This is a genomic window from Paenibacillus sp. P4_A7 (genome assembly GCF_056402455.1).
Map to the genome: position 1 here is coordinate 1 of NZ_JBFUHJ010000043.1, position 17,651 is coordinate 17,651.

Below are 17,651 nucleotides of genomic sequence, written 5' to 3' on the forward strand. Positions count from 1 at the left end.
GAGTCTCGCCGAGTCTCGCCGGGAGACATTGCAGATCGCTTTCATGAGGAATTTGCTGAATGCTTTAAGCAATTAGGTTTTACTTATGATTTGTACACACGTACGGACCAAGTTTTCCATCATCAGGTTGTTCAAGAATTGTTTTTGATTCTAATGGAACAAGGTTATTTATACAAAAAAACAATGCAGCAGACCTATTGTGAAACAGATCATCAATTTTTACCTGATCGATATGTAGAGGGGATTTGCCCTGTTTGTGGCAAACGTGCACGGGGTGATCAATGTGATTATTGCTCGACATTATTAGATCCAGCAGATTTAACGGACAAAACTTGCAAGATTTGTGGGAATCCTCCAATCGAGCGTCCGACTGAGCATTATTACCTAGAACTCTCTAGATTCCAAGATGAATTAACCGAATATTCAAATCAATCTCGAGGATGGAAAGAAAATGCTGTCCAGTTGACGGGACGATATCTCAAAGAGGGACTTCAAGATCGTGCGGTAACTAGGGATTTATCTTGGGGTGTCGATGTTCCGGTTAAAGGATTCGAAGATAAAAAAATATATGTTTGGATCGAAGCGGTAAGCGGTTATTTATCAGCTAGCAAGCAGTGGGCTGCTGAGAAAGGTGGCAGTTGGGAATCTTTTTGGCTAAAGGAAAAGGAAGAAATAATCGCTTATTATGTACATGGCAAAGATAATATACCTTTCCATACAGTCGTTTGGCCAGCATTGCTCATGGGTGTAGGTGACCTCCATTTGCCAGATCGAATTATTTCATGTGAATATATGACCTTAGAAGGGAAAAAGTTCTCGACTAGTAATAATTGGGCTGTTTGGGTACCGGACATTATGAGTCGTTATCAGCCTGATTCTATTCGTTATTTTCTAATTGCAAACGGTCCTGAGAAACGGGATACCGACTTTTCATGGAGAGAGTTCATCCATAGCCACAATGGGGAATTGCTTGGCGCGTTTGGTAATTTTGTTAATCGTACGTTGGCGTTTATCGACAAATCTTTTGGAGGACGCGTTCCTGAAGGTAATCTTAGTGATGAATGGAACAGAACAATAGGGGATTTGTATTTAGAGTCTGGTACATTAATAGAAGAAGGACATCTAAAGGAAGCCATTGAACTGATTTTTACTAACGTTCGCCGAGCAAACAAATTCTTTGATGAACAAAAGCCGTGGGTACAGATTAAAGAAAATCGCGATGAGTGTGGATACACTCTTCATACATGTGTGCAAATAATAGTGAATTTTTCAAATTTATTGGACCCGTTTATTCCCTTCTCCTGTGAAAAAATTAGAAAATTCCTAACACTTGAAAAACCAATTTGGAAGTTGACTCTTGTTCCAGCTAACCTACAAATCCGAGACCTAGAGCTGTTGTTCCAGCGTATTGATAGTAGTCGAATTGAAGAAGAAACAAGTTTGTTAGAGCAACGGAAATTGTAGTCGGTCCGAACATGAAGGGTTATACGGAGGAGTTTGCTATGTGAAAACTTCTCTTAATAGTTATAAAGTGATTTCATAATTGAAAAAGGAAGTATTTGATTATTATCGAATTACTAATTAATTACAAAAGAAGGAGGGACAAAATATGCCTATAGTCACGGATGCCAAAGGTAACATTTTTCTAGAGTTCTTTCCGATTGAAGAGGATGAAATTGAAAATTTCTCACTGGATGCGCCTTTAACGCATTCTTTAATTGTTGTCACTTGTCAAGACAAGTATCTATTCATGCTAAACAAATGGAGAAAAAGTTGGGAATTGCCTGGTGGAGTAATTGAGGAGGGGGAATCTACTAGGGAGTGCGTGATTAGAGAGCTTTTAGAAGAAACCAACCAAACTGCTCATCATGTTGTGTTCAAGGGATTAATGAAATTTGATCTACAGCCAGGTTTTCATGGACCAAAAAGAATGGAGTATGGCGCTCTATTTTCTGGTCAATTGGATGATATCGTAGATTTTTTAGAAAATGATGAGGCGGAAATGATGATTTTATGGGATGGTATTTCGGATATAGGGCTAATAGCAGAGATCGATAAAAAATTAATCGAGTTTGTTTAAAACGTTAGTATTAAATTTAATTTGGAAATTCATTTAATGAGGAACCATAGGTACATGGTTCCCCATACAACTAATAGCAGAAAAATGCGTTAAGTAAGTATAGGTTTTATTTCCAATATTCCCAGTTCAACTGATGTCTCTATATAACCCACTATCTGTTCAAACGTAAATACATTAAGTTTTTCATTGATTGCTTCCTTTTCGTACTCCATATCGTCTAATACAAAAGGTATGAATTCTTCAACATCCTTGGTCTTAACCTCTTACAAATCAAAAATTGTAGGAAGATAACTGAGAACTTTTTTTCAATTCATCTTTATAATCAAACCCCTCCTCGTCATTAGAAAAAGATAAACAGTCTCCGATAATGATGCCACGAAAGTTTACAGCGCGTGCAACATACATCTGCTGGTCAATGTCTATCCCGACAACTAAATGCTGAGCAGCAACCCCATCGTACCGAGGCCCTCGTTTTTTTGCAAAGACCAAATTAGTCGTTTCACAGGAATTCTAACGGAAACTTTTTTTCATTATTAGGCTGCCGACTCGGATCGGCGGCCTTATTTCTTAACTCCATCTTTTTTGCTGCTCAGTCGCTAGCTAAAGCCGCATCAACACTCCGTACTTGTTCATATCCGGTTGCCATGAGGAATGTCAAGGTGCGAACCTAGCTTTTTGAACCACAAATTAGAAATCGTACTCAACTTCCTAAAATAACGACACAAAATAAAAAAACGGCAGCATATTTCTTGGTAAGAGCTTTCCTTATACTTGACATATAAACCAAAGATGGGGGGAGCAAAGAAAGTGACTTACAATAAATGGGATAGCCTGCGTACTGGGTTTCAGAATCCATCGACAGAATTCCGGTCGATCCCATTCTGGGCATGGAACGATAAGCTTGAAGTCGGCGAACTGGTCAGACAGGCGGAAGAAATGAAAAGCCATGGTATGGGCGGGTTTTTCATGCATTCCCGGGAAGGACTTGAAACCGAGTATATGGGCGAGGATTGGATATCCTGCGTAGCGGTTGTGGTTGAAGCGGCGAAGAGAATGGGTATGCATGCCTGGTTATACGATGAAGACCGTTTTCCATCAGGTGGGGCTGGAGGCCTGGTGTGTCGGCAAGGTGGCGATCCTTTTCGCGCGAAGGCTATCACGCTCGAAGTATATCAGGATGCTATACCTCAGGAAGACGATGTACTGGCGATCTTCTCTGCCAGTATCGAAGGAAGCGTGCTAAGACAGGTGTGCCGGATCAACGAGTTGCCTTTGGAAACGGAGGGGACATTCCTCGTTTTCAGGTGCTTGGTGTCAGGCGGATGCGAATGGTTTAACGGAGAAGCGCCCGTCGACAATTTGAATCCGGCTGCTGTGACCGCTTTTATCGAATCGACCTATGAACCGTATAGGAAGCGTTTTGGGGAAGAATTCGGTCGCGTTATTCCAGGTATATTTACCGATGAGCCAAGCATTGCGGACTTCCACTCGGTATACCCAGAAGGCAGGACATGGCTGCCATGGACGGACGGGTTCCCCGAGCTGTTCCTGGAGAGGAGGGGCTACGATATCTTGGACGCGCTGCCGTATTTGTTTTTTTACGACGAACCTGCAGCAAAGATCAGGCACGATTATTGGCGAACGATCGCCGAAAGGTTCAGTGAAGCTTACTCACGCCAGATCGGGGAGTGGTGCGGGAACAACGGGCTTGCTTTCACTGGCCATTACTTGGCAGAGCATAATTTAGGCATTTCGATTCGTATGAATGGTGCAGTTATGCCGCACTATCGATATCAGCAGATTCCTGGTATCGATCTGCTTGAGGAAAAGACTGAGGAATGGCTAACGGTCAAGCAGTGTACTAGCGTGGCCAATCAGTACCGCAGGGAGCATGTTCTGTCAGAAATGTACGGCTGCAGCGGCTGGGATTTTACGTTCGAAGGGCAGAAATGGGTGGGTGACTGGCAGTTTGTTTTGGGCGTCTCRCTCCGTTGTCAGCACTTGTCTCTCTATAGCCTTACAGGCTGTAGAAAACGTGATTTCCCGCCAAACTTCAACGACTCATCGCCATGGTGGAAATACAATCAGGTGACAGAGGATTATTTTTCGCGCCTTTCGTCCGTATTAAGCGGAGGGGCTGCCGTACGCGACATTTTGGTCGTTCACCCGGCATCGAGCTTATGGACGTCGGTTGGTTCGGATCCATACCGCTATTTGGAATGGATGGATCCGAGTCTGCAGAAAGCCAACGAATATGAGGTTAACTTCGTCACCTTCATAAAAGAGTTATTAAACCAGCATTTTGATTTTGACTTCGGTGACGAGCTCATTATGGCGGATGATGCTTTCATTCTCGAAAGTCAGCTGTTCGTCAAGCACGCCGGCTACCAGATAGTTGTGCTTCCCATGCTTTCCAATCTGGTCGATTCTACGCTGTCTTTGTTGATTAGTTTTCTGGATGCTGGAGGGACGGTGATTGCGGTAGAGCCCCTCCCGTTTCGTATAAATGGAGAGCGATCGGAAAGGCTGGGCATTTTATCGGAGCATGCGAATTTTCGTTCTGTCGGTACGATACGCGAATGTGTATTGGCACTTGAAACGATCCAGGAACGCAGCGTATCGCTACGCGGTCCGCATGGCTTCGAAATACCGGAGTTACTGTATCTGCTCAAGGAGCATGACAATTGCCATGCCTTGTTCATCGTCAATCATGACCGTACTCGTGGATACGAAGCTGAAATCATCCTACAGATGGACGGCGACGTGGAGGAATGGGATCCGTTAACCGGCAACCATGCGAGGGTCGGGGTGAATCGAACGGACGGCAATATCCGTTTCTTGGCCACGTTTGGACCTGCCGCTTCGCGTCTTTATATAGTCCGTCGGGAAACTGCACCGATGCTGGCTGAGGCGAGATTTTCCCATCGGCTGCCATATGAGCAGCAAATGGCACTCTTTACGCTGCCCAATTTATGTGCGTTTGACCGGACGATGCCTAATGCGCTGCTTTTGGATTTCTGCACCTATCGGGTCGGAGAGGAAGAACCGAGCGGGGAGTTACAAGTATGGCAAGCACAGAAGAAGATACGCGAACGTTTCGGGATGCGGGAGAACCATTATAACGGCCAGTCCCAAAGGTACCGCTGGGCCGACGTTGCACATCCGCATGATGGAATACCCGTCGAATGGGTATTCTCATTTGAGGTCGATGAAATACCGAATGGGGACGTATGGCTAGCGCTTGACGGCTACCAACCCTTACATATCCACTTGAACGGCGACCTTGTAGAATATCGTCAGGACGGTTGGTTCATTGACCGGAAATGGCCTCGAATCCTTCTTCCGCGGCTGAAGAAGGGGAGAAACGAATTGTCGCTGCTTGGACCATACCGGAATCGGGACGAGATGGAAAACGTATTTGTAATCGGCGATTTTGCGGTCAACCGGTATAGGCGAATTCTCCATGAACCGGAACAATTGTCGGTCGGTGATTGGACGCTGCAAGGGTATTTGCATTATCCCGGAAATATGATGTATCGGTACGACTTTGTAAACAGCGTTGAATTGATTGAGCAAGCAAAAGGTTGCCGGGTCATACTAGAGCTCGGGAATTGGGAGGCTGTTACAGTAGAAGTAAGAATCAATGGCCGATGCGCAGGACATATTCCATGGCGTTCAGCGGACGGCATCGACATAACCGAATATCTGCTACCTGGAATGAACGAGATCGAAATCGAGTTGGCTGGCAGTCTCCGAAATTTACTTGGCCCCTTCCATCAGATCGGCACGCACAATCCATGGGTGGACTGGACGTTCTTTCAGCGCGAAGGGAGCCGTGACGATCCAGGCTATTTTGTAAAGCCCTATGGTCTGATGCTTCCTGTCAATTTGTTTGTTAGAAACGGTTAAGCATCAATATATTCCTATAGCAGGAAGTGGATTGATTACGAAGCATTCGAATACGCCTGTATCAGGCACAAAGGAAGGCGGATTAACATGACTGGAAGGAATGACAGGCGGGTTAAAGAAAATAACAACCGGCATCAAGAAGATTGTGTGCAATATATTTATCGTCCCGGCTGGACGCTGCTGGAAAATGAATCGCTTTGGAACGAAGCTCTCGATTTCGCCGAAAAGACAGGTGCCGACGCTATTATGGCTTTCAACGCGCACGGTGAAATGCCGCCGCACCCGCCGCTTGAAGAACTGCCGCAGAGAGTGGCACTGCTTGGGGAACGCTTTGCCGAAGTTCGCAGACGCGGTATGATACCGATGCTTAATTTTTTTGTAACGCTAGGCCACGGTGAAGCGAAGCCTGCCGCCGGAATGGGACATTTTCAACCAATAGTAGACGGGTTCGGCAAAGCTGTGCAGGGCTGTGCCTGTCCACTTGATCCATTATTCCAACAATATATAGTCCAGTCGTTCAGTCTATACGCCGAGGGATTGGACGTCGAGTCGATATGGATAGATGATGATTTTCGGCTATATGGACGAGAAGGTGCGGAAACTCTGCAATGCTTCTGCCCCCTTCATCTTGAACAGTTTGCGCGCCAAGCCGGCCAAAGCTATGGACGCGAAGAACTGATCGGTCTGCTGCTAAACCATCGAGACCCTCAACGTGATATCCGACGCCAATGGTTCGAAGTCCAAGGCGAGTCCCTCGTCGGTTTGGCAAAGCTACTGCAAGGAGCCGTTAAGGACGCAAATCCGGATATTGCACTGGGGATCATGATACCCCCAGTATTCTATAACTATTTCAGTGGCAGGAAACTGAATGAGGAGCTTCAAGCACTACAAGGCGACGGTCGAGTTCCGTGGCTGCGCACAGGAGGCGGATTTTATCGCGACGAGCGGCCGCTTGACCTGCTTGATAAGGTGATTCAGGTTGCTGATCCACTACCCGCCATGTTGACGGTACCTGTACGTCTTTGCAGTGAAATCGAAAACTATCCATTCGTGCCCGGATTGAAATCGGCGCAAGTGCTTGCCCTCGAAATGTATTTGAACACAATTTCTACTAATGGGCTGCTGACGCTTAGTATCCATGACAGCTTTCTTGGTTTGCATGACATATCCGGCAATGTCGCCATGACGGTGCCGTCGGTCAAGCCCTACTTGCGTCAAGTAGCGCGAACCGCTTCCGGCAAACGGCGACGCGGCGCCTCTATGCCGTTTCCACCTAACTTGGCGGAGTTCGGGGAACTCGGATCCGAGTTGCTCATCCCGCAGTGGAATCATAATCTGGCGAGACTCGGCATCCCTCAGGCTCCAACTGACGCATCTCCCGTTATTCTGACCGGAAGTGTTCCTGAACTGTATAGCAAAGGAGATCTTCGAGAAATGCTTGAGCGAGGAGCCATACTTGCCCCTGAAGCATACATTCGGTTGCAAGAGCTGGGGCTACTTCGCGATTGTCCGATTCGTGTCACAAAGGAACCGTTCAAGTCAAAGGTTCAGACGGAGCGTATTTTGACCGATAGGGCTCCCGAATGGTTGCGTGGGAAAAATCTGGCCGTTCGTTGGCATGTCAGCTACCAAACCGGTTATACCGTTCAAGCTATGGAAGGAGCGGAAATGTGGTCCTGTCTATACGATACTGAAGGCGTGGCGCTTTCGAGCGGCGTAGCGGTGGCGGAATTTCCATACCGCGTGGCGGTTATGACGCATATGGGACTGCCGATGAAAGAAAGGGGCAGGCAATGGCTTATGCAGCAGGTAATCGCATTTCTCTCTCAGGGAGATTGTCCTGCGATGATCGAAAACGTGCTCGAGATGTACCCGATTTGGTGGGAAGGATGCGGCGATGCGGGGGATGAAGCAATGATGGGCTTATGTCACTTTGCCATGGAGCGATATTCCACGGTTGATATATGGCTGCCCGGCGAGCGGAGCATGCGGGTATTGGAAAGGCTGGAACGAAACGGGGAGTGGACGGCTGCATCCTGTACGATATCCGCACACGCAGGCGGCGGGCAGCGCATTACATTGACCGAAGCAAGCGTACCTGAACCTCTATCGTATGAAACGTTCCGCATTCGGTGGTAACGAACGATAATAATTTCATAATTTGTTGAACCCACCCTCAGACGATCTTAACCTGACGCGTGGGTTTTATCATTCGCTTTCTGCACACCGGAACTGGTGTTATACTTTTTTTTGTAAACGATTTCTTGAGAGACGGCCGGTGAAGATAAGGTGGGGAATTCGATATTTAAGAGCTGTTGTTTTCCTAGCTGCTGATGGTAGTGAGCATTTCGGTACTGATCGGTGACTCAAGAACAACTATACACACGAGAAATCCATCGAACTGCCCGTGTATCAATAGAAAATTCGCTACTTGAAGGACGACCAATACGCATTGGTCAGAGCAGACGAATTGCTGCTACCCGATTCTTCCAATAATTTGAAATACAATCGGCTCGCAAAAGCGAACGTCATTTTTCTTATCAAAAAAATATCTTCCTATCCCGGGAATGAAGTGATCGTAATAAGCTTCTTGTCGACCTCTTCGATCATGTTTTAAAAAATACAGTTCGCCTGAAAGCAACGGACGAACCAGCCCTCCGAACAATCCCTTACAAACAAAGAGTCGAATTACCGTCTCAATTTATCTATTCGTTAAAACTCGGCTATAAGCTATTCCTTTATTATACATGTATTGTCATCGTACCCATGCTTGTTCTCAACGTACTCTTGTATCATAAAATGGTGGTCATCAAGGAGAATAAGCTGGAGAAGTTGTTTCGTCAGCCGCTTGCGCTGGCTGCATCCCGCATCGAAATGCTAATGAATCGTCATATTGGAAAATCGTTTCGTCTAACGATAAGCAACATTTCGGCACAGCACGTAACGAAATACCGCGGTATCGATTTCGGATAATATGCTTACGGCCGTCAAGGAACTCAGCTACGACGACTGGGGCGTGCAAGCGATCATTCCAGCCGACATGCTGATGAGTTCGAAGAAAGACCTCATCACCTATAATCTGTTCGTTTTGCTGATTATGCTGCTTGTAACCGTCATTATCTGCATCCGTCGTCAGTACTGTTTGTACGCCCGATTTACGCGCTTATTCAAGCAATGATGAAGGTTAAGGGCGGCGCTCCTATTTATCCCTTTATCGCAATAACCAAAAAAAAGACACATAATATAAAAACTGCTGCATATTTCCCTGAGCAAGCATTCCTTATACTCTTTCTATAGACAATGGTCTAAAAAAAGAAAAGGGGGGCGTGGGTTGTAACCAAGCATTTTGACAAACTGTTTATAGATCCGTATTTCCGAAAGGTAACTTGAAATACGTTGAAAATCAGTCTGCTCAGACTCTTGTTAATTCAAAACATTTTATACGAGTTACTCATTTTGGACAACAGGGACACGATCTGCAGCTGAGATATTTAAAAGGATGCGAACAAGCTCATAGACAGCATCAAAATGTCCATCATTGTAGTAGCGACTCTGCCGATTGTCATCGTATATCCCTTCCTGCAGAAACATATTGTGAAGGGCGTACTGCTCGGTTCGATCAAACAATAACAAAATGGGGAATACGAGTGAAGAAAAAGATGTTGATTTCCGTTATCAGCGTTACCATGATGACGAGCTTGATGCTCGGCTGTTCGAAGGAAGAGAATGGCTCCGTGACGGATCCGGGCGGGGCGGTGAAGGAACCAAGCGAATCCGCAATGGCAGCACAAAAGCTGACCATGTTCGCCCATGAATTTCAAATATGGGATGGGCTGTAGAATGACAGCATTCTAAAAGAGGTAGAAAAGAAATTCAATGTTTCGATAAGCAGGCTAGGATCTCCTTGGGAAGGCTGGATGGAGAAGCTGGCGCTTAAAATCAATACGGGCGATACGCCGGACTTGTTCTTCTACCTCACTGGTCAGCCCGAATATATAAACTGGGGGGAAAACGGTATCGTACTGGATCTGGATCAGTACTTGGATAAGGCTCCAAATATGAAAAAACTGCTGGGCAACGAGCTGTACGAAAATTTAAAAGTCAATGGCCATTATTACTTTGTTCCTGTCGTTACTCAAGCAAACAATCAATCAATTTATTACCGCAAGGATTGGCTGGACAAGTTGAACCTGAAAGAGCCTACCAATATCGAGGAATTTACGGCAATGTTGAAAGCGTTTACGGAAGGCGATCCTGACGGCAATAATAAAAAGGATACCGTGGGATTGACTGGCTCCAAAATCAGGGATTGGTTTAACATCATCTTTGCCGGCTTTGGTGTGAAACCGGAATGGAACAAAAATGCGAATGGCGTCTTTGAGGCAGGGTATGCGACTGAAGCCTACAAGCATAGCGGTGCGAAAGCGGACGGTGTCATTAAGCAAATTGGTGCGGTGAACAGCAGCGCGGTAGTGGACTCGTTAACGCCTCCAGACGGACTGGGCGGAAAAGGCGGCGTATTTTCCTTCGGCGGATACTGGGGTGGCTGGAGCATTTCATCGCAGACGAAAGACAAAGAAAAGGCTGTTCAAATGCTGGATTACCTCTACAGTCCGGAAGGAAGAAACTTGACCTATTTTGGCATTGAAGGCGTCCATTATAAAAAAGACGGAGACAACATCGTGGCAAATCTGGAAAACAGGGGAAAAGAGCCGCAAAATACGTTCGATTCGATCGGCGGAGAATTATCAGGGCTATACAAGTTCGGTCAATATTTCGGCAGCTTGTACCAATTTAACGGAAACAAGCTGGAAGCGTTAAGCAACAACACGTTTAACAAAAACCGTGAAATTGCGGATAAACAGGATGTCTTTATCAACAAAAATCTGATCATGTCGGATGTCTCCAATGTAATGGACTTCCCAGTCGAGTTTGGGGAACCCAGTAAGAAAATGACCGATATTATGGAGAAGTATAAGGTTATGATCATCAGCGGCGAGATTGTGCTCGATGTCGGATGGACCCAAATGAACAGCGAGCTGAACGCAGTCGGGTACGCCAAAGCACAGCAGTATGTGAAAGAAACGATGGACAAACTGAAATGATTTTATTTGAAAGGGAGGGTAGGCGGCAAGCTCAATTCTCCCCGTTTTTGTGAAAACAAATTGATGCCAAGGAAGTGTAACGTATGGGAAAATGGATGAATTTGAACATTTATAAGCGGAAGATAATCCTGCAAGTATTTGTCTTGCTCCTGGTATTACCGCTAGGATCGACCGCTTATGCGGAAGCAAAAAGTGCGGGTGAAGAGCTGGTCTCGATACCGTCCATCCCGCAAATCTACTATGTAAGCAGCTCGGAAGGAAACGACGCCAACAGCGGTCTAAGTTCTACCGCACCTTGGAAATCATTGTCCAAAATATCTTCCGCTTCGTTCGATCCCGGAGATTCAATCCTGCTAAAGAGAGGCGATACATGGTCGGGAGAAACCCTTTATCTTAATGGCAACGGATCGTCTTCGGACTGGATCAAGTTATCAGCCTATGGTTCAGGAGAGCGACCGATTATTTCGCCATACACTTCGCCCGACGCAATTCCAGCACCGGATCCATTAAACGCCGCCAACAATGGCTTACTTTATGCCATTAAATTGAGCAATACAGCAGGGTGGAAAATTCTGGGTGTTGAAATTGCCAATTCCAGAAGCGGCATCGTGTACGTCAATGATGCGCCGGGAACCCGTGACGGTCTTTGGATCGAAGATTGCTACATTCATGACATTACGAAATGGCCGATATCACCGTATCCCGCCGCGGACAACAGGGATGCCGAGCTGCAGATAATGCCGTATTCGGTCGGAATATACACGTTCCTCCAATCGGGAGAGCGGCTGCAGAATGTAACCGTGAAGAATACCTTGATCGAACGTACGGACGGCCCACTTGAAATCAGGCATGCCGACAACCTCACGATCGATTCGATTACAGCTTTGGATTCATACAGGGAAGGGGTCCAGCTGACCGGTATCAACTACAATTATCCCGGGCCAGGGCAGCCAGAAGGCTCGCTGACTAACAGCCGCATTTTGCGTTCAGGTTTGCATGGTATGGCGTGGGGAACAGCCGGACTGCAGTTTAACGCGGTACATCATTTTGTTGCTGATGATGTTGAGGTCGGGTATACGGTTTCACCAAATTCTCCGGATGGCGTTGGAATCGATTTTGAAGGGCTGAACAAAAATGTCACCGTCAAAAACAGTTATATCCACGATAACGAAGACGAAGCCGTCATGTACTATCGGAATCCGCAGTGGTCCGGCGGCATTGATAACGTGAATACGAGTTTAATCGACAATCTGTTCGAAAATAACGGAATCAAAGATGACGGATTGCATGCGGCGTTCCTTGTCCATCAATTCAATGTGGACAATGGGGGGACGATATCCGGCAATACCATTATTAAAGCGTATCCGGATCAGAGGCTCAACATGATACTCGACCGTAACCCGAAAGCAACCGAGGCGTGGCCGTCAGGCAGTTACGATATTTTTGGAAATGTGGTGAAGCTCCCGAACGGAAATGTTATTCATAACGCATCGACGCAATTCCATGGCATTCAAGGCGAGAACGGGTGGTATTATCAACAATTTGACGGCAGCGGGTATACGGATATGCAGTGGGACACCGGCCAGGAGGTATGGCAGGGAAGCACGAATGCACTATCGATTGCAGATGATTGGCAGAGTGCTTCGAACGGTCTCGATTCCGTACGCAAATGGATTTCCCCTTCGGATGGACGTATTAGAATAACCGGTACGGCTAAGAGTGCGGCTTCTTCCTTCGAGGATGGTGTGGAAGTAAGCATTATGAAAAACGACATTCCATTATGGGGACCGTATCCGATTACAAGCGTGATGGGACTTTCCCATGATATTGAGCTTGATGTTAAAAGTGGAGATCGGTTTTACTTTGTTGTGCATGCCAAAGGCAGCCCATCCCATACGCGTACAAGCTGGAGTCCGTTTATTGAAGAAGTTGTACATCCTTCCGAAGGAAGCTGGGAGGAAGAGGCTTTGCCCGTTTATGCGGCATCGTCGGATTATTCGAGCGTTCAAGGGAACAACCAATGGCGATACGAGCAATATGACGGCGCCGTATATTCCGCTCTGGCCTGGAATACGGATTTCGGACTTTGGGAAGGAAGCGCTCCTCTCATGTACGTCGGCGACAATTGGCAGCATCCTTCCGAGAACATGGACTCCGTGAGGACTTGGGAAGCACCCGAGAACGGTACGATTGCCATCAAGGGAGCGGCGAAAAAACGCGATTTTGAATTAGGCAATGGCGTAAACGTTAGCATTTTGAAAAACGACGAGTTGATATGGTCGCGGTTGGTAACCGATTTTACCGGATCGGCGCATGACTTGGACTTGGTTGTGAATAAAGGGGACTTGATCCGCTTCGTTGTAAACTGCAATGAGGAAACCTCTTATGATCTTACCCTTTGGGACCCGTCGATAACATATTCCGGCAGCACGACGAAGAGTCCGATCATAACATTGGCTGGCGATAATCCGATGTATATTGAAATGAACGTTCCTTTTGTCGAACCGGGCTTTCAGGCGAAGGACCAATTCGAAACCGATTTGACTGCTCAAGTAAAAGTTACCGGTACCGTCCTTACTGATGCTATCGGGACGTATAACCTATTTTACAATGCGGCGGATTCCAACCATTTGGTTGCCCGAACAGTTACCCGTACGGTCTATGTTCGCGATACGACGGCGCCTTCCATTACGATAAATGCGCCTGTTAACGGAAACTACAATGATTCGGATAGTTTGCTTCCGATGTTCAGCATCTCCGATACCGGATCCGGAGTCGACCCGTCGAAAATAACCGTGATGCTTGACGGTAACCCCGTACAAGAAGGAACGATAATCAAGCTTTATGCCATGCCACTCGGTCCTCATTCTTTGACGGTAATTGCACAAGACTTTTCCGGAAATATGGGAACCGCAAGCGTAAACTTCGAGACGACGGCAAGTTTGAGCTCGCTTAAAGCGTTGGTGGCTGCATTTAGGGCTAATGGATGGATCGACAATAACGGTATTGCCAACAGTTTGACCAAGAAACTGGAGCACGGTAATTTGCAAGCGTTCCTAAATGAAGTGAAGGCGCAGAACGGCAAGCACATTAACGCTGAGGCAGCAGGTTACTTGCTGCGTGATGCGCAATCTTTACTAGACATATTGTGAAAGAGACGAGACGTAAAGGAGGGGGAGCATGACATTTTCCATCATAATAGGCTCGGAAGCTACGAAACTGGAGCGTAAAGCGGCGCAGTTGTTCGCTGAGCGATCGCATCATCGTGCCGGAATTGACATTTCTGTCCTTCAGGAAGGTGAACGATATACGGAAGGCAGAACCATCATCGCAGGAACTCCGGAAAGCTGCGCTCATATCGGAAAGCTTTGCGCGAATGGGGAAATGCACCTACCCATTGACTTGGGAGATGAAGGATTTATCATTCAGGGCGGCGCTAATAAGCCAGTTTATGTTGCCGCTCATACGCCGCATGGTGTTCTGTACGGAATAGGCAAGCTGCTTCGTCAAATCGTGTTTTCGGCCGGATCGATGCATATATCGCAAATGAATATTGTTTCTCGTCCGGACAAATCCATACGCGGTATCTATTTTGCCACACACTTCGGCAACTGGTATTGTCAAGCGGAGCTGGAAGCCGTTAGAGAATATTTGGGAGAGTTGGCCTTGTGGGGAGTCAACGAATTGCTCGTATGGTTCGACATTTCCCATTACCGCTCACTGGAGGAAGGACTGCCGATGCTTTCGCGTCTTGCACATTTCGAAGCGTTCGCACGTGACGTTGGCATGAGGGTAGGCCGAATCGCGATCGCTAACGAAGGATTTAAAGGACAGGTAGGAGCCGGACGTTCGATGCTTAGCAAAAACAGTTTCGACGAAACGGATTACCATCCACTGCGCGCTAGAGACCGCGAGTTCGGAGGATTCGACACGGATATATGTCCGTCTCAGCCTGATGGCAGAGAGATGATTTTAAGCAACAAGGAACTTTTATTCTCCCAAATGCCGCCTATCGATTCATTATGGTTATGGCCTTACGATCAAGGAGGCTGCAACTGTTCGAAGTGTACACCTTGGCCTGCTACTTTCATGGGACTGAACAGAGAAATCGCGTCGATAGGGGCACGGCACTTACCCGGCATGACGGTCAACATAAGCGCTTGGTGGTTTGATGGGCATCAGACCGGAGAGGATGATGCATTCTTCGAGTTTTTGGAGGAAGAAAGCGAGCGAGAGACGTCGTGGTTCAAATACATTTTGGCTGGGGCGGTCGAAGCGAAAAGATGGAAACAGAAAGGCAGAGTCATACCGAAGCGTCATCCTCTTGTGCTGTTTCCGGAAATCAGCATGTTCGACTGTGTGCCTTGGGGAGGAAAAGGAGGCAACCCGGCCCCGCGTCGTTTCGCCGCCGAATATGCGGAATTAAGCGATAGTATCATTGGAGCATTTCCTTATTCGGAAGGTATCTATGAAGATATGAACAAAGTGATTTGGTCGCAATTAATGTGGTATGGCGATGAGGAAATCGAACAGATCGTGCAAGAGTACTGCAGATACTACTTTGGAGCCGGGACGGAGCGGCAGGCTGAACGATTTATTTATAGGTTAGAGGACCTCATCCTAGGAGGGGAAACCGGAGAGACCGCCGAACGGTTGGTACTGCAAGCCGATGAAATTAGTGGACAAATGGAAGAATGGGCAAGGAAAGGCTGGCGCTGGAAGCTGTTGGATGCTCGCTGCCGGATCCAAGCAAGCATCGACCGGTTGTATCGGGAAGGTGAAAATGCTGAATGCATGGAACATTTCCGCACAGCATACGAAATGGTGCAGAACGAACTGAATTTGCACCGCGAAGGCGTATCGCTGCAACCTTGGATATATGCTCCATCCGATACTGCGCTGAACATTTTCATAGGGCTGGCCGATGTCGTCAACTTGACGCTGGATCAGCAGTCGAACGCCGGGGCTGCGAGCGAAAAGATATGATTCGAGGTTCACGGCGGGAAGAAAGGAGAGAGATCTTGATAATGAGACCGAATATTTTGCTAATCATGACTGATCAGCAGCGCGGCGATTGTTTGAGCATTGAAGGACATCCCGTGCTGTTGACACCTAATATGGACAGCATCGCCGCACAAGGGGTGCGTTTTGACAGGTGTTATTCGACATGTCCTGTCTGCATCCCTGCCAGACGGTCGTTATTGTCGGGACAATACCCCGATACGCACGGCATAGTCGGATATTATCAAAAAGCGGAGTGGGATGCATCGATCTCCTTGCCGACGACGCTGAAAAATGTTGGATATCACACATATTTGGTCGGGAGAAATATGCACCAATCTCCTCAGAACAAAAGATACGGTTACGATCATACCGTATGCTATCCGGATTACTGCGAATGGTTGAACGAGAGGTTATCTTACATCACCTATGAGCCTTCAGGACACTATTATGCAACTGGCGTCATGCACAACGACAGGACAGCCAGACCATGGCCTCATGATGAATCTTTGCACTATACGAACTGGACCGTAAATGAAGCGCAGCGATTTTTACAAAATCGTGATCCTTCATGTCCGTATTTCTTGACGGTCTCCTTTCTTGCACCGCATCCGCCGTTAATACCGCCTGCATTTTATATGGAACGTTATATGAGAACGGGCGTTCCGGAACCAGTGATTGGCGAATGGGCTAAAGCTCCAGTAACCGGGGGAAAGGGAAGTCCGGCCGATTCGGCCGAAGTATGCCTGTCAGGTGAAGAGTTGCTTTCATGCAGGTCCGCGTATTACGGCTTGATTAATCATATCGACGATCAACTTTCGCGTCTGCTTAAAAGCGTCGAAGCGGATGGAGCGGATAACACTATCATCATTTTTACAAGCGATCATGGCGAAATGTTGGGGGATCACTATCTCTTTCGCAAAAGCGTTCCTTACGAACCGTCGGTCCGCGTTCCATTTTTCATCTCTGCTCCGCCCCGTTACGGAATAAGGAAAGGTCAGGTCATTAGCAAACCAGTATCACTCGAAGATATCATGCCCACGATATTGGACTTGTCAGGAATAGAGATTCCGAATACGGTCGAAGGATCAAGCTTGCTTCCGTTAATGCGTGAAGAGGAGATTTCCTGGCGTTCCTACGTCCACATAGAGCATGGAGAGGGAACCGTAAGCTTTGAACCTCACCATACGTTGACGGACGGGATTGAAAAATACATTTGGTTTGTACGGAGTGGAGAAGAGCAGTTTTTCGATCTTCGAAAAGATCCGCAAGAGTGCCGGAATGCAATCGATTCCGAGCATTACAGGGAAGCTGTAGAAGGCTGGAGAAGGAAACTGATCGCAAAGCTGCGGGATCGCCCCGAACGATTTACGGATGGCGAGAGATTGATTAGCGGACGGCCTTATCCTGCTTATATCGAGCGGCACAATTAGCCTGTCCAGAGGATCTGATACAACAACATATCTACAGAAGGCGATAGCGGGAATTGGTTAGTCGGCACAGGTTGAACAAATATTATGACTTTTCATCATTTCACTTTGAAAGGATTGTTGTCA

10 protein-coding genes and 2 pseudogenes are annotated in these 17,651 nt (G+C 47.0%); 11 read left to right on the forward strand and 1 reads right to left on the reverse strand.

Annotation, left to right across the window (positions count from 1 at the left end):
• A partial coding sequence (gene metG, locus AC1DWN_RS08975; RefSeq protein WP_477558560.1) for a methionine--tRNA ligase occupies positions 1-1,464 on the forward strand: 1,464 nt, incomplete at its 5' end.
• A gap of 145 nt (positions 1,465-1,609) precedes the next feature.
• Positions 1,610-2,080 carry an NUDIX domain-containing protein gene (locus AC1DWN_RS08980; RefSeq protein WP_477558561.1) on the forward strand — a complete coding sequence of 157 codons (471 nt, stop codon included), beginning with the start codon at positions 1,610-1,612 and terminating at the stop codon, positions 2,078-2,080.
• Positions 2,081-2,404: 324 nt separating this feature from the next.
• Here AC1DWN_RS08980 and AC1DWN_RS08985 read toward each other — a convergent pair.
• A pseudogene (locus tag AC1DWN_RS08985) lies at positions 2,405-2,569 on the reverse strand (IS110 family RNA-guided transposase); the annotation flags it as partial.
• Between the two features lie 318 nt (positions 2,570-2,887).
• On the opposite strand from AC1DWN_RS08985, the gene AC1DWN_RS08990 reads away from it, so the two are divergent.
• The 9 genes and pseudogenes from AC1DWN_RS08990 to AC1DWN_RS09030 all read left to right on the forward strand — a co-directional run bounded on the left by AC1DWN_RS08990 (position 2,888) and on the right by AC1DWN_RS09030 (position 17,528).
• Positions 2,888-5,989, forward strand: coding sequence for a glycosyl hydrolase (locus tag AC1DWN_RS08990; RefSeq protein WP_477558562.1), 3,102 nt, complete (start codon positions 2,888-2,890; stop codon positions 5,987-5,989).
• Between the two features lie 87 nt (positions 5,990-6,076).
• Complete coding sequence (locus tag AC1DWN_RS08995) at positions 6,077-8,128, forward strand: hypothetical protein (protein WP_477558563.1); 2,052 nt, start codon at positions 6,077-6,079, stop codon at positions 8,126-8,128.
• Positions 8,129-8,788: 660 nt separating this feature from the next.
• On the forward strand, positions 8,789-8,962 hold the full coding sequence (locus AC1DWN_RS09000) for a hypothetical protein (RefSeq protein WP_477558564.1): 174 nt from the start codon (positions 8,789-8,791) through the stop codon (positions 8,960-8,962).
• 546 nt (positions 8,963-9,508) lie between these two features.
• A pseudogene (locus tag AC1DWN_RS09005) lies at positions 9,509-9,619 on the forward strand (ABC transporter permease); the annotation flags it as partial.
• 17 nt (positions 9,620-9,636) lie between these two features.
• Complete coding sequence (locus tag AC1DWN_RS09010; RefSeq protein ID WP_477558565.1) at positions 9,637-9,828, forward strand: hypothetical protein; 192 nt, start codon at positions 9,637-9,639, stop codon at positions 9,826-9,828.
• Between the two features lie 9 nt (positions 9,829-9,837).
• A complete protein-coding gene (locus AC1DWN_RS09015) occupies positions 9,838-11,094 on the forward strand; it encodes an extracellular solute-binding protein (RefSeq protein ID WP_477558576.1) in 1,257 nt (418 codons plus the stop codon).
• 83 nt (positions 11,095-11,177) lie between these two features.
• A complete protein-coding gene (locus AC1DWN_RS09020; RefSeq protein ID WP_477558566.1) occupies positions 11,178-14,246 on the forward strand; it encodes an immunoglobulin-like domain-containing protein in 3,069 nt (1,022 codons plus the stop codon).
• Between the two features lie 28 nt (positions 14,247-14,274).
• On the forward strand, positions 14,275-16,080 hold the full coding sequence (locus AC1DWN_RS09025) for a hypothetical protein (protein ID WP_477558567.1): 1,806 nt from the start codon (positions 14,275-14,277) through the stop codon (positions 16,078-16,080).
• A gap of 41 nt (positions 16,081-16,121) precedes the next feature.
• The gene (locus AC1DWN_RS09030; protein WP_477558568.1) at positions 16,122-17,528 is read left to right on the forward strand and encodes an arylsulfatase; all 1,407 of its coding nucleotides are present in this window, start codon (positions 16,122-16,124) and stop codon (positions 17,526-17,528) included.
• The last annotated feature ends 123 nt before the right edge of the window (positions 17,529-17,651 follow it).